This is a genomic window from Corynebacterium sphenisci DSM 44792 (genome assembly GCF_001941505.1).
Lineage (GTDB): Bacteria > Actinomycetota > Actinomycetes > Mycobacteriales > Mycobacteriaceae > Corynebacterium > Corynebacterium sphenisci.
In genome coordinates, this window is the sequence record NZ_CP009248.1 from 209,114 (window position 1) to 228,362 (window position 19,249).

14 protein-coding genes are annotated in these 19,249 nt (G+C 73.5%); 6 read left to right on the top strand and 8 right to left on the bottom strand.

Going from position 1 to position 19,249, the window contains the following annotated elements:
• Positions 1-13: 13 nt before the first annotated feature.
• The 6 genes from CSPHI_RS00940 to CSPHI_RS00965 all read right to left on the bottom strand — a co-directional run bounded on the left by CSPHI_RS00940 (position 14) and on the right by CSPHI_RS00965 (position 7,269).
• Positions 14-871: a glycosyltransferase gene (locus CSPHI_RS00940; protein WP_245803323.1), complete on the bottom strand. Its 858-nt coding sequence runs from the start codon at positions 869-871 to the stop codon at positions 14-16.
• On the bottom strand, positions 856-2,127 hold the full coding sequence (locus CSPHI_RS00945; protein ID WP_075691086.1) for a hypothetical protein: 1,272 nt from the start codon (positions 2,125-2,127) through the stop codon (positions 856-858). The genes CSPHI_RS00940 and CSPHI_RS00945 overlap by 16 nt, the downstream gene beginning before the upstream one ends.
• Positions 2,124-3,545, bottom strand: a complete 1,422-nt coding sequence (locus CSPHI_RS00950; RefSeq protein ID WP_075691087.1) for a M1 family metallopeptidase — start codon at positions 3,543-3,545, stop codon at positions 2,124-2,126. Before CSPHI_RS00950 ends, CSPHI_RS00945 begins: the two co-directional genes overlap by 4 nt.
• A gap of 46 nt (positions 3,546-3,591) precedes the next feature.
• Positions 3,592-3,876 carry a hypothetical protein gene (locus tag CSPHI_RS00955; protein ID WP_075691088.1) on the bottom strand — a complete coding sequence of 95 codons (285 nt, stop codon included), beginning with the start codon at positions 3,874-3,876 and terminating at the stop codon, positions 3,592-3,594.
• Positions 3,877-3,995: 119 nt separating this feature from the next.
• Positions 3,996-6,077, bottom strand: a complete 2,082-nt coding sequence (locus CSPHI_RS00960) for a prolyl oligopeptidase family serine peptidase (protein WP_075691089.1) — start codon at positions 6,075-6,077, stop codon at positions 3,996-3,998.
• 85 nt (positions 6,078-6,162) lie between these two features.
• On the bottom strand, positions 6,163-7,269 hold the full coding sequence (locus CSPHI_RS00965) for an alpha/beta hydrolase (RefSeq protein ID WP_075691090.1): 1,107 nt from the start codon (positions 7,267-7,269) through the stop codon (positions 6,163-6,165).
• Between the two features lie 176 nt (positions 7,270-7,445).
• Between CSPHI_RS00965 and lpdA the strand changes: the two genes are divergently transcribed.
• Together lpdA and CSPHI_RS00975 are read left to right on the top strand one after the other, a co-directional pair.
• Positions 7,446-8,867 carry a dihydrolipoyl dehydrogenase gene (gene lpdA / locus CSPHI_RS00970; RefSeq protein ID WP_075691091.1) on the top strand — a complete coding sequence of 474 codons (1,422 nt, stop codon included), beginning with the start codon at positions 7,446-7,448 and terminating at the stop codon, positions 8,865-8,867.
• Between the two features lie 4 nt (positions 8,868-8,871).
• Positions 8,872-9,126 carry a DUF6767 domain-containing protein gene (locus tag CSPHI_RS00975; RefSeq protein ID WP_075691092.1) on the top strand — a complete coding sequence of 85 codons (255 nt, stop codon included), beginning with the start codon at positions 8,872-8,874 and terminating at the stop codon, positions 9,124-9,126.
• Positions 9,127-9,136: 10 nt separating this feature from the next.
• Here CSPHI_RS00975 and ramB read toward each other — a convergent pair whose 3' ends face one another.
• The gene (gene ramB / locus CSPHI_RS00980) at positions 9,137-10,567 is read right to left on the bottom strand and encodes an acetate metabolism transcriptional regulator RamB (protein ID WP_075691093.1); all 1,431 of its coding nucleotides are present in this window, start codon (positions 10,565-10,567) and stop codon (positions 9,137-9,139) included.
• A gap of 182 nt (positions 10,568-10,749) precedes the next feature.
• Between ramB and merB the strand changes: the two genes are divergently transcribed.
• Entirely contained in the window at positions 10,750-11,322 is a 573-nt protein-coding gene (gene merB / locus CSPHI_RS00985; RefSeq protein WP_075691094.1) for an organomercurial lyase, read from the top strand.
• Positions 11,323-11,427: 105 nt separating this feature from the next.
• On the opposite strand, the gene aceA is transcribed toward merB, so the two are convergent.
• A complete protein-coding gene (gene aceA / locus CSPHI_RS00990) occupies positions 11,428-12,723 on the bottom strand; it encodes an isocitrate lyase (protein WP_075691095.1) in 1,296 nt (431 codons plus the stop codon).
• Between the two features lie 687 nt (positions 12,724-13,410).
• On the opposite strand from aceA, the gene CSPHI_RS00995 reads away from it, so the two are divergent.
• The 3 genes from CSPHI_RS00995 (at position 13,411) to CSPHI_RS01005 (ending at position 19,127) form a co-directional block, all read left to right on the top strand.
• A complete protein-coding gene (locus CSPHI_RS00995) occupies positions 13,411-15,615 on the top strand; it encodes a malate synthase G (RefSeq protein WP_075691096.1) in 2,205 nt (734 codons plus the stop codon).
• A gap of 189 nt (positions 15,616-15,804) precedes the next feature.
• On the top strand, positions 15,805-16,515 hold the full coding sequence (locus CSPHI_RS01000) for an HAD family hydrolase (RefSeq protein ID WP_075691097.1): 711 nt from the start codon (positions 15,805-15,807) through the stop codon (positions 16,513-16,515).
• Positions 16,512-19,127, top strand: a complete 2,616-nt coding sequence (locus CSPHI_RS01005; RefSeq protein ID WP_084210162.1) for a glycoside hydrolase family 65 protein — start codon at positions 16,512-16,514, stop codon at positions 19,125-19,127. Before CSPHI_RS01000 ends, CSPHI_RS01005 begins: the two co-directional genes overlap by 4 nt.
• Positions 19,128-19,249: the final 122 nt, after the last annotated feature.

Consider the following 19,249-nt stretch of genomic DNA (forward strand, 5'->3'; position numbering starts at 1 on the left):
CGTGCCCCCGATCCTACGTGGCGGCCCCGCGGCGCCGGTGGAACAGCAGCCGGTTGACCCGGCGCAGCGCCGCGGCGGGCAGCAGCCGGTAGCCGGTGCGCAGCAGCAGGTTCAGCGCCGCCCGGGGCCGGGAGACGAGCCCCTCGGCGACCAGGGTGGCCTGCATCCGGCGCTCCGCGGCGACCATGCCCGCGCCGACGCGCCGGGCCAGGGCCGCGTCGCCGCCGCGGAACAGGGTCAGCGGCTCGGCCATGTTGCCGAAGCGGGCGCCGCGGGCCAGCATCCGCGCCCACAGGTCGTAGTCCTCCATCATCGGCCGGTCCCGGTAGCCGCCGGCGGCGCGCACCGCGGCCACCCGCAGCAGCGCCGAGGGGTGGTTCACCGGGGAGTTCCACCGCGCGTAGGCGGCGATCCGGTCATGCCCGGCGGGCAGCCGGCGCACCCCCAGCAGGGCGCGGCCCGGGCTGGCCCCGGCGGCCACCGCGGCATCGTCGAACTCGGCCAGGGCGGTGCCGGCCACGTCCAGGCCGCGGGCCTCGGCGTACGGCAGCTGCCGGGCCAGCCGCTCCGGGGCGGCGATGTCGTCGGCGTCGAGCCGGGCCACCCATTCGGTGGCCACCTCCGCCAGGCCCGCCGCGGAGGCCGGCCCGGCGCCCCGGTTGACCGGCAGCCGGATCAGGCGCAGCTCCGGGTGCGCCGCGGCATGCGTGGCGAGCACCGCCTCCTGGGCGGCGGTGAGCGGGCCGTCGGCGACGAGCACCGCGGCCGCCGCGGGCCGGGTCTGCGCCCACAGGCTGGCCAGGGCGGCGTCCAGGTGCGCCGCCGCGGTGCCCGCGTACACGGTCATCAGCCAGGTCACCCCGCCGGCCACGTCGCCTCCTTCGCCAGGATCCGCAGATGCAGGGCCACCCCGAGGAGCGGGGCGGCGATCACCGCCGCGGCGGTGCGCCACAGCAGCGCGCCCGGGGCGAGCAGCAGCGCGCAGGCCACCGCGGTGGCCAGCACCCAGCCCGCCAGGTAGGCGCGGTGGTGGCTGGTGGCCAGCATCACCGAGCCGGTGACCATGAGCACCGCGGTGGAGGTCGCGCCCAGGGTGAGCGCGAACAGGCCCGCCCCCGGGATCATGTAGTCGCCGGGCAGCACCCGCAGGATCCACGGCCCCACCGGCCAGGCCAGGCAGGCCCCGGCCACCCCGAAGGCGACCAGGGCGGCCAGGGGCCGGGCCAGGGCGGCCAGGGGGGCGCCCTCGGCGCGCACGAAGTGCACGATGATCGCGTTCTGGAACTTCTCCAGGGGGATCAGCAGCGGCGCCCGGGTCAGGCTCACCGCGTAGGCGATGCCCGCGGCGGTGACCGCGGCCACCGCCGGGTCCGGGACGCCGAGCGGGCCGGTGCCGCCGGCGCCGAGATCATCGGCGAGCTTGACCAGCGTGGCGAAGCCGGTGACCAGCAGCGCCGAGGCCCCGGAGGCGACCATCGCGGTGGCCATCAGGGCGGTGAAGCGGCGCGGGCCGACATCGGCGCGGGCGGTGAGCGCCGCCCGGGTGGCGGGGCTCGCCGCGGCCAGGGGCAGCCAGCTCGCCGCCCCGATGACCGTGATCACCAGGAAGGCGATCAGGCCCCAGCCGCGCTGGAAGGCCACCGCGGCCAGCGCCACCCGCACCAGGATGTCCACGATGATGAGCGCCGCGTACTGGCCCCACAGCCCGGCGGCGGCGAGCAGCCCGGACACCGCCGCCTGCATCGCGTAGGAGCCCAGGCCGAGCGCCATCAGCGCCACCGCGGCGCCGAGGTGCTCCTCGACGACCAGGGGCAGCCAGAGCGGGCCGGTGAGCCCGAACACCGCGGCGGTGACCGCGGCCACCGCCGCGGCCACCAGGATCGGCCGGGCGCCGCGGCCGGCCGCGGCGGTTCGCCCCGGATGCGCCGCGGTGGCGCGCCCGGCGGCGCCGACCGCCCGGGTGGTCTCCTGCATCAGCCCGCCGAGCACCCCGGTGCAGGCGAAGAACAGCCCCCAGTACGCGGCGAACTGCAGGTTCACCGCGGTGCCCAGGGTCCACGCGGACAGCAGCAGCACCGCGAAACTGCCCGCCGCGGCGATGACCGTCGCCAGGGTCAGCCACCTCATGCGCCGCCCCCGGCGTCCCCGCCGGCCATCACCGCATGCGGGTCCACCCCGGGCGCGGCCGGGTCGGCGGGGAAGGGCGGCAGCGCCGCCCGGTTCAGCCAGGCCTCGAACAGGGCGTCGAGATGCGAGGTGGTCACCCCGTGCTCCCGGCACACCCGGTTGGCCAGGGCCCGGAAATCCACCGCGTCGACCACGCTGTGCCGGTTCGCGGTGGTCCACCGGCGCACCAGCTCCCCGAAGGCGGCGTCGCCGAGCAGCAGCCGCAGCGCGTGCAGGGTCAGCGCCCCGCGCTTGTACAGCCGGTCGTCGAACATCAGCTCCGGGCCCGGGTCGGCGATCACCAGGTCCCGGGGCTTGTCCGCCAGCTCCGCGTGGTGCCGGCGGGCCAGCTCATCGGCGGTGGCCCGCCCGTCGTGCTCCGCCCACAGCCATTCCGCGTAGCAGGCGAAGCCCTCGTTGAGCCAGATGTCGCGCCACTGGGAGAGCCCCACCGAGTTGCCGAACCACTGGTGCGCCAGCTCATGGGCGATGAGCCGGTTCCACCGGTCGTCGCCGGCGGCGTGGTTCGCCCCGAAAATCGCCATCCCCTGGGCCTCCAGGGGGATCTCCAGCTCATCGGCGACGACCACCACCCGGTAGTCGGCGAAGGGGTAGTCGCCGAAGAACCCGGCGAAGAAGTCCAGCATCCGGCCCTGGTCCCGGAAGTCGTGGCGCACCCGCCCGGCCAGCTCCGGCGGGCACCAGGCGGTCACCGGCGCCGTGGCGCAGTCCAGCGGCACCGGGCGGAACCGGCCCACCTGCACCGTGGCCAGGTAGGAGGCCATCGGTTCGGCGGCGGCGAACTCGTGCCGGCGCCGGGAGCCGCCCACCGGGCGGGGCGCGTCCACCCGGCGCCCGGAGGCGACCACCTCGAAGGGGGCGTCGCAGGTCACCGCGATCTCGTAGCTGGCCTTGACCTCCGGGTCGTCATCGCAGGGGAACCAGCCGGCCGCCCCGATCGGCTGGTTGGCGACCAGGGAGCCCTCCTCCAGCTCCTCCCAGCCCAGCTCCCCCCAGGGCGAGTCCACCGGGCCGGGGGTGCCGGCGTAGCGCACCCGCAGGATGAGCCGCTGCTCCGGGGCGAGCTCCCGGTCGAAGGTGACCCGGAGCTTGCGCCCGGAATGGCGCCATTTCGCCACCGCCAGGGCGCTCGCCGCGGTCTCCGGGGCGGCGGTGACCTCGGTGACCCGCAGCGCCCCGGCGAAGTCCAGGGTGAGCCGGTCGATGTGCGCGTTGACCTCGATGGTGAGCTCGGCGGTGGCGCGCAGCCGGTTCGGCACCACCCGGTAGTCCAGGTCCAGGGCGTAGTGCTCCACCCGGAAGCCCAGGTTGAAGGGGATTCCGGTGTACGGGTTGACGGGGGCGGGGCCGGTGCTCACCCGTCCACCATATAGCCGCGCCGGGCGCCGGCGGCGCGGCGCGGATCTAGACGAAGCCGAAGAGCCGCACCACGATGGGGAAGCACAGCAGCGGGAACGCCGCGGCGGCGATCCCGGCGGCCAGGTGGGCGCGGCTGCGGCCCACCGCGCCGAGCGCGGCGGCGACGACGCCGGCGATCCCGACGGGGAGGAGCAGATCGCCGAGGGCGACGAGGCCGAGCGGGGGCAGCGCCACCGTGGCGAGGACGGCCAGCGCGGCGAGGACGGCGGCGGCGAGCAGGATCGGGCGCCGGGGGCCGGTGGCGGCGGGGGCGGGGACGGCGGTGGACATCGGGTCGGGCCTTCCTGGTCGGGTGCCGGCGGCACCGGGGGTCGGGTGCTCCCATTGTGGGTGCGCGGCGGTCGCCGGCAGCGCCCGGCGGGGGTTCGTCGCCCGAGCGTGACCTTCGCTCACCCCTGGTCGGGGGCCTCCCCCGGCATCGGCCCCAGCCGGTCCCACAGCCAGGCGTGGATGAGCGCCTCGGCGAAGGCGGCCTGGGCGTTGTCCGCCGCGCCGCCGTGCCCGCCCTCCACGTTCTCCCAGTAGTCCACCTCCTGGTCGGCGGCGGCCAGCGCCCAGGCCAGGGTGCGGGCATGCGCGGGGTGCACCCGGTCATCGCGGGTGGAGGTGGTCACCAGCGCCGGGGGGTAGCGCCGCTCGGCGGCCGCGACGACCCGCTGCACCGGGGAGTAGGAGGCGATCACCTCCCGCTCCGCGGGATCGTCCGGGTCGCCGTACTCGGCCATCCAGCTCGCCCCGGCGGAGAGCCGGTGGTAGCGCAGCATATCCGCCAGCGGCACCTGGGAGACCACCGCGCCGAGCAGCTCCGGGTAGGAGGTCAGCGCCACCGCGGTGAGCAGGCCCCCGTTGGAGCCGCCGCGCACCCCGAGCAGCTCCGGGGTGGCGTAGCCGCGGGCGATCAGGTCGGCGAGCACCGCCCGGTGGTCCTCGAACACCCGCGGCCGGTTCCGCTTCACCGCCCGGGAGTGCCACTCGGGGCCGAATTCCCCGCCGCCGCGCAGGTTGGCCTGCACCGCCAGCCCGCCGCGGGCCAGCCAGGCGATCCCGGTGACCGCGGAGTAGCCGGGCACCAGGGACACCTCGAAGCCGCCGTAGGCGTGCACCAGGGTGGGCCGCGGGGTGCCGTCGAGCCGGCCGGTCACCCGGTAGGGGATCCGGGTGCCGTCGGCGGAGGTGGCCCAGTGCTGGCGGGTGCCCATCCCGCCGGCGTCGAAGCGGGCCGGGGCGCGGCGCAGCGGGGTCGGGGCCCCGGCGCCGACCTCCCCGCGCAGCAGGGTCGCCGGGGTCAGCGGGTTCGCCGCGAGCAGCCAGATCTCCTCATCGCGGGTGGGGGAGGTGCCCAGCACCCCGACCGTGGCGTCGGCGGGCAGCCCGGGGATCTCCCCGGGCGCCCAGTCGCCGATCCGGCGGGTCTCCAGCACGGTGGCGACATCGCGCAGCAGGGTGAGCACCAGGTGCCCGCGGGTCCAGGCGGTGGATTGCAGGGAGGTGCGCCCGTCGGGGCGGAAGAGCACGGTCCCCGAGCGGTCCCCGGCCAGCCAGTCCTTGAGCCGGGCCACGCCCAGGCCGCCGGCGGGGATGCCGTGGCAGGCGGTGCGCGGGGCGAGCAGCAGATGCTCCCGGTGCACCGAGACCCGGCAGTCCTCCGGGGCCTCGATGATCTGCAGCCCCCCGTCGACCTCGACGAAGCGGCGGGAGCGGTAGAAGTCCAGGGCGCGTTCCACGAAGGTCCGCTCGAAGCCCTCGGTGGGGTCGTGCCAGCCGGCCACGGCGACGTCGTCGGCGTGCCCGGCGAAGAGCACCTCCGCCTCCGCCAGGGCGGTGCCGCGGCGCCAGCGGCGCACCTGCCGGGGGTAGCCGGAGTCGGTGAGGCTGCCCGGGCCGAGGTCGGTGCCGACCAGCAGCGCGTCCCGGCCGGCCCAGGACACCTCGGATTTCGCCTCCGGCAGGGTGAAGGCCCCCTCGGCGACGAATTCGCGGGCGACGAGGTCGAATTCCCGGATCACGGTGGCGTCCGCCCCGCCCCGGGAGAGGTGCACCAGGGCCCGGTCGTGGTCGGGGCGCAGCACGGTGGCGCCCTTCCACACCCAGTTCTCGCCCTCGGCCGCGGCCAGCGCGTCCAGGTCCAGCACGGTCTCCCATGCCGTGGCCGCCGGATCCCCCGCCCCGGCGGCGAAGGACTCCAGGGTGGTGCGCCGCCAGATCCCGCGCGGGTGCTCGGCGTCGACCCAGTAGTTGTAGAGCCGTTCGCCGCGGCGCACCGGCACCGGGATCCGGTCATCGGCGTCCAGGGCGGCGCGGATCCGCTCCTGCAGCTCCCCCCGGCCCGGCCCGGCGTAGCGCCGGTCGGTGCGGTCCGACCATTCCCGGGCCCAGTCCAGGGCGCGGTCCCCGGTGACCTCGTCGAGCCAGCCGGGGGCGGGGCCGGCGGGTGCGTCGGGGCGGTCGGCGGGTGCGGTGCGGTCGCTCATGGCTCACCAGGCTATGGCACGGCCCGGCCGGCGTGTGGGCGGGGACGGGTTTTCCGCTCCGGCCGGCGCGGGGCCGGCGCCCGGCTCAGCGCAGCACGCGGGAGAAGAGCTGCTCCCAGGACTGGTGCAGATCCTCCTGCCAGTAGCTCCAGGAGTGGGTGCCGACGTTGCCGAAGTCCCAGATCACGTTGCCGCCGACGCCGGCGGCGTCCATCCGGGCCTTCAGGTTGCGGGTGCACAGGTTCGTCGCGGCCTCGATCACCGAGCCGGCGGTGCGCTGCGCGGTGAGCGCGATCTCGGCGTTGAGGTCCGGCTGCCCGGGGAACTCGGCGGCGCCCCACAGCCCGGAGCCGTTGGAGATGTAGGCGGGGGTGTCGCCGAGGGACTCCACGCCGAGCAGGGCGTCGTTGGCGGTCCACAGCTCCGAGGGGCGCGGGCCCCACATGTCCTCGCCGGTGGCGTTGGCCCGGTCCAGGACCAGGTCGATGAAGGAGGCGGAGACGTCGTCGGAGGTGGAGGCGCAGCCGGAGAAGCTGCCCACCGCGGCGTAGAGGCCCGGGTGGTGCTCGGCGAAGAGCAGGGAGCTGGTGCCGGACATGGACATGCCGATCAGCCCGCGGTCGCGGCCGGCGGCGCCGATCCGGCGCTCCAGCGGCCCGGGCAGCTCCCGGGTGAGGAAGGTCTCCCAGTACTGGGCGCCGAGCTCGGTGCCCTGGTTCACCCAGTCGGTGTAGTAGGAGTACTTCCCGGCCTGGATCACGATGACGTTGACGTCCTTGTCCGAGAAGAAGTCCAGGATGTCGGACTGGTAGAGCCAGGAGGCCTTGCCCTCGCCGCCGTCGGCGCCGTTGAGCACGTACAGGGTGGGCCGCGGCGCGGTGGGCTCCGCCCCGGCGGGGTGGATCCACACCATGGGCACGTTGCGCCGCATCGAGGGCGAATGCGCCCACACCTCGTGCACGTTGTCCCGGCCGGCGATGAGCCCGCGCCATTCGGGGTTGGCGTTCGGGTTCTCCTTCACCCCGACCACCGCCTCCCGGGTGGGCACCGTGTGCTCGGTGGCGGCCACCGCCGCGGTGGGCACCTCGGAGAGCGCCGGGGCGGGCAGCGGGGAGGCGCCCGCGGCGGTCGGGGCGGCCATCGCGGCCACGGCCAGGGCGGCGGCGGTGATGCGGGTGCGGCGCAGGCGCATGGGGGCTCTCCTGGTCAACGGGGGCGATTAGGGGTGACCTTAGCGCAGATCCGGGGGATCCGACAGGCCCGGCCCCGGTTCCGAGGGTAGTCCCACCAGTCACGGGGGCCACAGGCGCCCCGGCCCGCGGGGTGCGGGCGCGGCGGGGCCGCGCCGATCCGCGTATTCTCGGCGACGTGGCTGAACATTATGATCTCGTAGTCCTCGGCGCGGGCCCCGGAGGGTACGTCGCCGCCATCCGCGCCTCCCAGCTGGGGCTGAAGACGGCCGTCGTGGAGCAGCGCTATTGGGGCGGGGTCTGCCTCAACGTGGGCTGCATCCCCTCGAAGTCGCTGCTGAAGAACGCCGAGCTGGCGTACACCTTCAACCACGAGGCGAAGACCTTCGGCATCTCCGGCGACGTCTCCTTCGACTTCGGCGCCGCGCACGCCCGCTCCCGCAAGGTCAGCGAGGGCATCGTCAAGGGCGTGCACTACCTGATGAAGAAGAACAAGATCACCGAGGTCGACGGCCGGGGGGAGTTCACCGGGCCGAAGACGATCCGGGTCAGCGGGGGCGCGGACGACGGCGCCGAGCTGACCTTCGACAAGGCGATCATCGCCACCGGCTCGGTGGTGCGCTCCCTGCCGGGGGTGGAGCTCGGCGGCAACATCGTCTCCTACGAGGAGCAGATCCTCTCCGCCGACCTGCCGGATTCGATGGTCATCGTCGGCGCCGGCGCGATCGGCATGGAGTTCGCCTACGTGCTCGCCAACTACGGCGTGGACGTCACCATCGTGGAGTTCCTGGACCGGGTGCTGCCCAATGAGGACGCCGACGTGTCCAAGGTGATCGCCAAGGAGTACAAGAAGCTCGGGGTCACCCTGCTCACCGGGCACAAGACCACCGCCATCGAGGATCACGGGGACAGCGTGGAGGTGCGCATCGAGCCCAAGGACGGCGGCGAGGAGCGCACCCTCACCGTGGACCGGGTGCTGGTGTCCATCGGCTTCGCCCCGCGCACCGAGGGCATCGGCCTGGACGCCGCCGGGGTGGAACTCGGCGAGCGCGGGGAGGTGCTCGTCGACGAGTACCTGCGCACCAACGTCGACGGCATCTACGCCATCGGCGACGTCACCATGAAGCTGCAGCTGGCGCATGTCGCGGAAACCCAGGGCGTGATCGCCGCCGAGCACATGGCCGGGGAGGAGACCGAGCCCCTGGCCGGGGACGCCTACGTGAACATGCCGCGGGCGACCTTCTGCAACCCGCAGGTCGCCTCCTTCGGGCGCACCGAGGAGCAGGCCCGGCAGTGGGCGGAGGACAACGGCCGCGAGATCACGGTCGCCACCTTCCCCTTCTCCGCCAACGGCAAGGCGCAGGGCCTGGCCGAGCCGGCCGGCTTCGTCAAGCTCATCGCGGACGCCGAGTACGGGGAGCTGATCGGCGGGCACATGGTCGGCGCGAACGTCTCCGAGCTGATGCCCCAGCTGGTGCTGGCGCAGAAGTACGAGCTCACCGCCGCCGAAATCGGCCGCACCACGCATATCCACCCGACCATGTCGGAGGCCATGAAGGAGGCCGCCGAGGGCATCCTCGGGCATATGATCAACCTCTGACCCGATGGTCGCCGAGGTACCCCGCGACGCCGCCGGCTCCGACGCCGGCGGCGCCGCCGATCGCCCCCGCCGCGCCCGACGGCGGATCCCGCAGGCGAAATGCCCGATCCGCTACGGCGAGCCCTGCACCGCCTGCCAGCCCGGCACCTCCGGCCCGGAGGACTGCCAGCTGGTGCAGCTGGTGCGCGAGGATCCGGAGCTGCGGGAGCGGATGCGGGAGATGAACCGCGCCCACCGGGCCGCCGGCCGGCGCCGCTGAGCCCGGGCGCTCAGTAGGGCGCGACCGTGGAGCGGTGCATGTCCACGTCGATGTCCCGGTGGATCGGGGGGAAGGCGCGCTGCGGGCAGTCGTCCCGGGAGCACACCCGGCAGCCGGCGCCGATCGGGGTGGCCGCGGAGAGATCCGCCAGATCCAGGCCGTCGCCGTAGACGGTGCGCCCGGCGTGCCGGGCCTCGCAGCCCAGGCCGATGGCGAAGGTCTTGCCGGGGGTGCCCCAGCGGCCGGTGTGGTGGCGCACCGTGCGCGAGATCCACAGGTAGTGCCGGCCATCGGGCATCTCCGCGAGCTGGCGCATGATCTTGCCCGGGTAGGAGAAGGTCTCGTAGACGTTCCACAGCGGGCAGGTGCCGCCGGAGTTGGTGAAGTGGAACCCGGTGGCCGACTGCCGCTTGGACATGTTGCCGGCCCGGTCCACCCGCACGAAGGTGAAGGGCACCCCGCGCAGCCCGGTGCGCTGCATGGTGGACAGCCGGTGGCAGATCGTCTCGTAGCCCACCCCGTGCCGGCGGGAGAGCAGCTCGATGTCGTAGCGCTCCCGCTCCGCGGAGGCGTGGAAGGCCTCGTAGGGCAGCATCAGCGCGGCGGCGAAGTAGGTGGCCACCCCGCGCAGCGCCAGCGCCCGGGACTGCTCGGAGGTGAAGTGGCCCTCCGCCACCGAGGCGGCGATCGCGTCGCCCTGCTCCAGGTAGCCCAGTTCGGTGGCCATCCGGAAGGCGCGCTGGCCGGGGCTCAAGTGCCGGGCCAGCACCAGCACCCCGGTGCCCGGGTCCAGGTGGTGCTGCACATCGCCGAGATCGGCGCGGTGCTCGATGCGCACCCCGTGCGCGGCGGTGAGCCGCTCGGCGAGGATCCGCTCCGCGTCGGCGTCGTCGGCGTCCAGGCCGAGTTCGGCGGCCAGCGCCTCGGCGGGCCGGTCCACGGCGTCGATGTGGTTCTGCCGGGCGTAGAAGTAGTCCCGGACCTCCTCATGGGGCATGGTCAGCGCCTGGGCGACGGCCACCGCCGCGGTGGTCACCTCCCCGCCGAGGTTGCGGCCCTCGGTGGCCAGGGAGAGCTTGTCGGTGACGTTGCGGTAGCGGCGGTGCACGTCGACCATGGCCCGGGCGATCCGGGGGTGGTTGCGCACCATGTCGGAGATCTCCTGCAGGTCCACGCCCTCGGGGAGGATCTCCCGGTCCAGGGCCACGTCCTGCATCTCGGCGAGCAGCCGGGAGTCGTCGTCCCGGGAGAAGAAGGTGGGGTCCACCCCGAAGGTCTCGGTGACCCGGAGCAGCACCGGCACGGTGAGCGGGCGCACGTCATGCTCGATCTGGTTGACGTAGCTGGCCGACAGACCCAGGGCCTTGGCCAGCGCCGCCTGGCTCATGTCGCGCTCCCGGCGGAGCTGGCGCAGCCGGGAGCCCACGTAGGTCTTGCCCATGGCCCCCAGGGTAATCGAGGGACCCCGAAGGTGATGAACCGATAACCGACCGTACTAATGAAAACAATGTGCGTTAAGCTGCCCGCATGAGCATCCCGCAGATCACCCCGCCGCCGCCGCGCCCCGCCCCCGGGATCCGCCCCCGGGGGCCGGTACCCGATCCAGAAGACGCAGGTCCCGCGATGGATCCGGGGCCGCTCGCGGATCTGCTCGCGGATCGGCTGGACGCCGCATTCGGCTTCCGCGGCCGGCCGCGCCGGGCCGCGGCGTGGACCGCCCTGGTGCGCCGGCTCGCCGCCGGCGGCGCCCCGGTCCCCCCGGGGGAGCTCGCCGAGCTCGCCGGGATCCCGGCGGCGGTGGACGGGGCGGGCCGGATCCGGGCCAGCCTGCTCGGCGGCGAACCCACCGCGCACCGGATCCGCCACCGCGGCGGCGCCTGCTGGGCCTGGTGCGTCTTCGACGCCCTGCTCGCCGGGATCCTGCTGGACGGCCCGGTGCGCCTGGAGTCGACCTGCCCGGCCGCCGGCGCCGGCGTCGGCTTCGTCGTCGACGGCGGGCGGGTGCTCGAGCACGACCCGGCCGACCGGGTCTCCCTGCCGGCCCGGTTCACCCCCGGCGCCGGGCTGCGCGCCGAGTTCTGCTGCCGGGCCCGGCTGTGGGCGGTACCCGCCCCGGGGGCGGATCTGGCCTGGCTGGACGTGCCGGCCGCCGCCGCGGTCGCCGTCGGCGTCGCCGACCGGCTCGGCCTGGGCTGAGCGGCCCCCGGATCGGCCGGGGCCCCCGCGACCGGATGGTCGCGGGGGCCCCGGCGTGGTCACTGCCACGTCAGGCTGCGGCGGGCGGGCCCGCCGGGCGCCGGACTAGTGGAACTGGCCCTCCTCGGTGGAGCCCTTCAGGGCGGTGGTGGAGGACAGCGGGTCCACGGTGGTGGCGATCCGGTCGAAGTAGCCGGCGCCGACCTCGCGCTGGTGCTTCACGGCGGTGAAGCCGCGCTCCTTGGCGGCGGCGAACTCGCGGTTCTGCAGGTCCACGAAGGCGGACATCTGCTCGCGGGCGTAGCCGTAGGCCAGGTCGAACATGCCGTAGTTCAGGGCGTGGAAGCCGGCCAGGGTGATGAACTGGAACTTGAAGCCCATCTTGCCCAGCTCGTTCTGGAACTTGGCGATCTCGTCCTTCTCCAGGTGCGCGGACCAGTTGAAGGAGGGGGAGCAGTTGTAGGCCAGCAGCTGGTCCGGGAACTCCTCGCGGACGCCCTCGGCGAACTTCTTGGCCAGCTCCAGATCCGGGGTGCCGGTCTCCATCCAGATGAGGTCGGCGTACGGGGCGTAGGACTTGGCGCGCTCGATGCAGGGCTCCAGGCCGTTCTTGACGTGGTAGTAGCCCTCGGCGGTGCGCTCGCCCTCGATGAACTTCTGGTCCCGCTCATCGACGTCGGAGGTGATGAGGGTCGCGGCCTCGGCGTCGGTGCGCGCGATGATCACGGTGGGCACGTTGGCCACGTCCGCCGCGAGGCGGGCCGAGGTCAGGGTGCGGATGTGCTGCTGGGTCGGGATCAGCACCTTGCCGCCGAGGTGGCCGCACTTCTTCTCGGAGGCCAGCTGGTCCTCCCAGTGGGTGCCGGCCGCGCCGGCCTGGATCATGGCCTTCTGCAGCTCGTAGACGTTCAGCGCGCCACCGAAGCCGGCCTCGCCGTCGGCGACGATCGGCAGCAGCCAGTTCTCGACGGAGTCGTCGCCCTCGATGCGGGCGATCTCGTCGGCGCGCAGCAGCGCGTTGTTGATGCGGCGCACGACGGCCGGAACGGAGTTGGCCGGGTACAGCGACTGGTCCGGGTAGGTGTGCCCGGAGAGGTTGGCGTCGCCGGCGACCTGCCAGCCGGAGAGGTAGACGGCCTTCAGGCCGGCGCGGGCCTGCTGCACGGCCATGTTGCCGGTCAGCGCGCCCAGGGAGTTGATGTAGGAGTCATCGTCGACGTTGACGCCCTCCCACAGCTTCTCGGCGCCACGGCGGGCGAGGGTGTGCTCCTCGACCACGGTGCCCTGCAGCTCGGCGACCTGCTCGGCGGTGTAGTTGCGGGTGATGCCCTTCCAGCGGGGATTCTCGTCCCAGTCCTTCTGGATTTCCTGGGCGGTACGGGCCTTGCCGACATTCGACATATCCGTTGTCACTTCCTTCGTTCCGACTTCGGTGGCGGATCCGGGCAAGCCGGCGCGAATACGCATGGCGAACCCCGGTATCCGGGGAGGCGCGCACCGGGCCCCGCGGCGGGCCGTCTCCGGTCCGGCGGGCGGACCGCGGAGGGCCTCCGCGACGGGGGCTGTGGTGCGTGCCCTACTTCACATGATGGGCGAGATCCGCGGCCAGGTCAAGGTTCGCCCCCTGTGAAGCGTTGTTCTTCGCGCGCCCGGATTAGCGAAGTTTGCAAAGATTGCCTATCGCCCCCGCAGGTTGCGCAAACCCGCAGGTAGACGCGAATCACGGGGTCACCAGGGGCTATGCGGGGTTAGCAGGGCGGCCGCCGTCCACCCCCGAATGGCGGGGGTCGGCGATGGCCGCTCCACCGGGGCGGCGCCGCCGGCCGCGCATGGGTCGGGGGTGGCGGGGGGTGGGGGCCCGGATCGGCCCCGGCAGGCCCGCCCCGGCGGGGGGAGCCGGACGCCGGGCCACCACGGCCGAGACGCGGATCACATATGGTGGATCCAACGGGTGCGTTTCCGGTGGCGGCCCCGGCGCCCACGCGACGCCCGACCGCGACCCCGCCCCACCCGCCGCGCGGCCCGCACCCGGCCGGCGCGCGACGCGCCTAACCCCGCGTCGACGAACACCTCTCATGAAGGAGCAAAATGACCGAACGCATCACCGTCGGCGGCCTGCAGGTCGCCAAGGTCCTGTACGACTTCGTCAACGACACCGCCCTGCCCACGGCCGGCATCGGGGACAAGGACGCCTTCTGGCAGGGGTTCGGCGAGATCGTCGCGAAGTTCACCCCCCGCAACGAGGAGCTGCTGGCCACCCGCGATGAGCTGCAGGCCAAGCTCGACGACTGGTACCGGGAGCACCCCGGCCCGCAGGATCACGACGCCTACGTCTCCTTCCTCAAGGAGATCGGCTACCTCGCCGAGGATCCGGGCGAGTTCACCGTGAACACCGCCAACGTCGACGAGGAGATCACCTCCACCGCCGGCCCGCAGCTGGTGGTGCCGGTGCTCAACGCCCGCTTCGCGATCAACGCCGCCAACGCGCGCTGGGGCTCGCTCTACGACGCCCTCTACGGCACCAACGCGATCCCCGAGGACGGCGGCGCGGAGAAGTCCGGCGGCTACAACAAGGTCCGCGGCGACCGGGTGATCGCCTGGGGCCGGGACTTCCTGGACACGGCGCTGCCGCTGCTGGAGGGCAGCCACGCCGACGCCACCGGCTACGCGATCACCGACGGCCGCTTCACCGCCACCGTCGACGGCTCCCCCGTGGGCCTGCGCGAGCCCGGCGCCCTGGTCGGCTACACCGGCGACGCCGGCGCCCCGGACTCCTACTACTTCAAGCACAACGGGCTGCACATCCAGCTGCTCATCGACCCCGACTCGCCGATCGGCAAGACCGACAAGGCCGGGGTGAAGGACATCGTGCTGGAGGCCGCGGTCACCAACATCATGGACCTGGAGGACTCCGTCGCCGCGGTCGACGCCGCGGACAAGGTGCTCGGCTACTCCAACTGGCTGGGCCTCAACGTCGGCGACCTGGAGGTCGACATCGTCAAGAACGGCAAGCCCGCCAAGCGCGCCGTCAACGACGACCGGCACTACACCGATCTCGAGGGCAATGACGTGCGGCTGCACGGCCGCTCCCTGAACCTGGTGCGCAACGTCGGCCACCTGATGCGCAACCCCGCCATCCTGGACGAGTCCGGGGCGGAGATCTTCGAGGGCATCATGGACGCGGTGCTGACCTCGGTGTGCGCCATCCCCGGCCTGGCCGAGGACAACCAGCGGCGCAACTCCCGCACCGGCTCCATCTACATCGTCAAGCCCAAGCAGCACGGCCCCGACGAGGTCGCCTTCACCGACGACCTCTTCGGCGCGGTGGAGGACCTGCTCGGCCTGGACCGGCACACCCTCAAGGTGGGCCTGATGGACGAGGAGCGGCGCACCTCGGTGAACCTGGACGCCTGCATCGCCCAGATCCCGGACCGGGTGGTGTTCATCAACACCGGGTTCATGGACCGCACCGGCGACGAGATCCACACCTCCATGCAGGCCGGCCCGATGTACCGCAAGGCGGTGCAGAAGACCGCGCCGTGGATGCTCGCCTACGAGGACAACAACGTCGACGCCGGCCTGGCGCACGGCCTGCAGGGCAAGGCCCAGATCGGCAAGGGCATGTGGGCGATGACCGAGCAGATGGCCGAGCTGCTGGAGCAGAAGATCGGCCAGCCCAAGCAGGGCGCCTCCACCGCCTGGGTGCCCTCGCCCACCGGCGCGGTGCTGCACGCCACCCACTACCACGAGGTGGACGTCTTCGAGGTCCAGGACAAGCTGATGACCGACGGCCGCCGGGAGACCTTCGACGACCTGCTCACCATCCCGGTGGACGCCGCGAAGGTCGGCGAGCCGGGCGCGGACTGGTCCGATGAGGAGCGCCGCAACGAGCTGGACAACAACTGCCAGTCCATCCTCGGCTACGTGATCCGCTGGGTGGAGCAGGGCGTGGGCTGCTCCAAGGTCCCCGACATCAACGACGTGGACCTGATGGAGGACCGCGCCACCCTGCGGATCTCCTCGCAGACCCTGGCCAACTGGCTCACCCACGGGGTGATCACCGAGGACCAGGTCATCGACTCGCTGAAGCGGATGGCCGCGGTGGTCGACCGGCAGAACGCCGGCGACGACAACTACCTGCCGATGTGCGAGGACTTCGACCGCTCCATCGGCTGGCAGGCCGCCCGCGAGCTCATCCTGGAGGGCACCGCCCAGCCCTCCGGCTACACCGAGCCGATCCTGCACCGGCGCCGCCTGGAGTTCAAGGCCCGCGAGGGCATCGACCAGGGCTAGCCGCCCGCCGGCGCGGCCCCCGCGGGGGCCGCGCCGCGCACCCGCGCCGCCGCCGGCCGGACCCCGCCCCCGGGGCCCGGCCGGCGGCGGCTCGCCGTCTGCCCGCACCCGCGGATCGATAGGGTGGGGGAGACCGCGGCCCGCCGAATCATCGGGCGGGCCGAGCCAGCGTGATGAAAAGGAGTGCGCATGGGCCCCAGCCGCCGCGCCGTGCTGTTCGACCTGGACGGGGTGCTCACCCCCACCGCCGACTACCACCAGGCCGCCTGGGGGGACATGTTCGGCGCCTTCCTGGCCGCCCGGGGGGCGGCGCCGTGGACGCCCGCGGACTACTTCGCCCACCTCGACGGCCGCCGCCGCGACGAGGGCATCCGCGCCCTGCTCGCCGACCGGGGCATCGAACTGCCCGAGGGCGACCCGGCCGAGGGCCCGGGGCCGGACACCGTCGCCGGGCTGGGGGAGCGCAAGAACGCCATGTTCGGCGAGCGGATCGCCGCCGGGGTGGACCCCTACCCGGGGTCGGTGGCCTACCTCGACCACCTCGCCGCGCTGCCGGAGCCCCCGGCGGTGGCGGTGGTCAGCTCCTCCCGCAACACCCATGCGGTGCTCGCCGCCGCCGGGCTGGCGGAGCGCTTCGCGGTGGTGCTCGACGGCACCCGCGCCCATGCGCTGGGCCTGGCCGGCAAACCCGCCCCGGACACCTACCTGCGCGCCGCGGCCGAGCTGGGCGTGGACCCGGCGGCGGCCACCGTGGTCGAGGACGCGGTCAGCGGGGTCGCCGCCGGCCACGCCGGCGGTTTCGGGGAGGTCATCGGCGTGGACCGGGGCGCCGGGGCGGCGGCGCTGGCCGCCGCCGGCGCGGACCGGGTGGTCGCCGACCTGGCGGAGCTCATCCGATGAACCCGGAGCGCACCCCCGCCGCCGGCACCGGCCTGGCCGAGGGCCCCGCCACCGCGGACACCGCCCCCGCCCCGGAGCCGGACCGCGCCGGCGGGGAGCGGGTCTCGGCGACCTCGGCGGCCCGCCGCCGGGCCCGCCGGGACTTCCCGGTCTCCCGGGCCGACGTGCACCACCACGGCATCGACGCGGAGTCGCTGCTGGACCGGGCGACGATGCCGGTGGACGAGTGGCGGCTCATCGAGTCCCGCCCGGAGGGCATCCCGCTGGGGGTCTCGGAGACCCTCTTCGCCCTGTCCAACGGCTACCTGGGCATGCGCGGCAACCCCCCGGAGGGCCGGGACTCCGCCGAGCACGGCACCTTCGTCAACGGGCTGCACGAGACCTGGCCAATCCGGCACGCCGAGGACGCCTACGGGCTGGCCCGGGAGGGCCAGACCATCGTCAACGCCCCGGACGCGAAGCCGATGCGGCTCTACGTCGACGATGAGCCGCTGCGCCTGGCCAGCGCCGAGGTGGTCGACTACGAGCGCTGCCTGGACTTCCGGGAGGGGGTGCTGCGCCGCCGCTTCATCTGGCGCACCCCCGGCGGCAAGCGGATCCGGGTCACCTCGGACCGGATGGTCTCCCTGCAGGAGAAGCACCTGGCGGTGCTCTCCCTGGAGGTGGAGCTGCTGGACTCCCCGGCGGCGGTGACCATCTCCTCCCAGCTGCTCAACCGGCAGGACGGGGAGGACGAGTACTGCGACCCGGCCACCGCCCAGGGCAAGGAGCTCGACCCGCGCCGGGCGGAGACCCTGGAGGAGCGGGTGCTGCTGCCGATCTTCCAGACCGAGTCGGAGCCGGGCCGGGCCACCCTGGCCTTCCGCTGCGCCGGCTCCGGGATGACCGTGGGCTGCGCCATGGCCAATGAGCTCACCGTGACCGTCCCGGAGGGCGAGCCGGCGCCCCATGTGGGCACCGAGCAGCTCACCGAGGAGGACACCGCCTCGATGGTGTACCAGGTCAACGCCCCGGCGGGCACCGTGCTGCGCCTGGAGAAGCTGGTCGCCTACCACTCCTCCCGGCACGTCGGCGGCGAGGAGCTGGCCTTCCGGTGCAGCCGCACCCTGAACCGGGCCCGCCGGGTGGGCCTGCGCGCCCTGCAGGACAACCAGCGCGAATGGCTGGAGCGGTTCTGGGAGCGCTCCGACGTGGTGATCCACGACCAGCCGGAGCTGCAGCAGGCGGTGCGCTGGAACATCTTCCAGCTGCTGCAGGCCTCCGCCCGCGCCGAGGTGCAGGGCATCCCGGCGAAGGGGATGACCGGCACCGGCTACGGCGGGCACTACTTCTGGGACACCGAGATCTACGTGCTGCCCTTCCTGGCCTACACCTCCCCGGCCTTCGCGCGCAGCGCGCTGCGCTTCCGCCGGAACATGCTGGAGGCGGCCCGGGCCCGCGCCGACGAACTCGCCCACGACGGGGCGCTGTTCCCCTGGCGCACCATCAACGGCCAGGAGTCCTCCGCCTACTACGCCGCGGGCACCGCCCAGTACCACATCGACGCGGACATCGTGTACGCGCTGATGAAGTACGTGCACGCCTCCGGCGACGTCGATTTCCTGCTCGACGAGGGCCTGGATCTGCTCATCGACACCGCCCGGTTCTGGCTCTCCCTGGGCTTCTTCACCCGGGACCGCTCCGGCTTCCAGATCCACTCGGTGACCGGCCCGGACGAGTACAACACCGTGGTGAACAACAACCTGTACACGAACGTGATGGCGCAGTTCAACCTGCGCGCCGCCGCGGACGTGGTGGAGCAGATGCGCGCGGAGCGGCCCCAGGAGTTCGAGGCGATGGTGCGCCGGCACGCCCTCGAGGAGGAGGAGGTCCGGGAGTGGCGGGAGGCCGCCGACCGGATGTACATCCCCTTCGACGAGAACCTCGGCATCCACCCCCAGGACGACCAGTTCCTGCTGCGCAAGCGGTGGAAGCTCGACGACCCGGAGACCGGGCCGAAGCGGCCGCTGCTGCTGCACTACCACCCGCTGACCATCTACCGGCACCAGATCATCAAGCAGGCCGACGTGGTGCTCGCCCTGTTCCTGCAGGGCCACCGCTTCACCGAGGAGCAGAAGCGCGCCGACTACGACTACTACGACCCGCTGACCACCGGGGACTCCACCTTGTCCGCGGTGGTGCAGTCGATCATCGCCGCGGAGCTGGGCTACGGCCGGCAGGCCATGGACTTCTTCATCCGGGGCCTGTACGTGGACCTGGCGGATCTGCACGGCAACACCGCCGACGGGGTGCACGTCGCCTCCGCCGGCGGGGTGTGGCAGTCCCTGGTGTACGGCTTCGGCGGCTTCCGGGACCACGGCGGCCGGTTCACCATCGACCCCCGGCTGCCGGAGGACTGGAGCGGGCTGACCTACCGGCTGACCATCCACGGCTGCCGGATCCGGGTCACCGTGCGCCGGCGCACCGTGGAGGTGGCCCTGGAGGAGGGTGACCACGCCATCGGCCCGGTGACCGTGGCCGGCCGCGAGGTGGTGGTGGATCGGGAGCCGCTGACCATCGTGATCGGTGCCGATTCCGGCCCCGGGGAGGGTGCGGACATGGCCAATACATGAGACGTGCCGCCTTTGTCCATTAGGATCGCCTAGCCTGTTTAAAATATCGCCTGACGTGCGCGGACGAAGCCGAGACTCTCACCAATATGGGGGCGAAATGGTGTTCCGCCCCCGTGGAAATT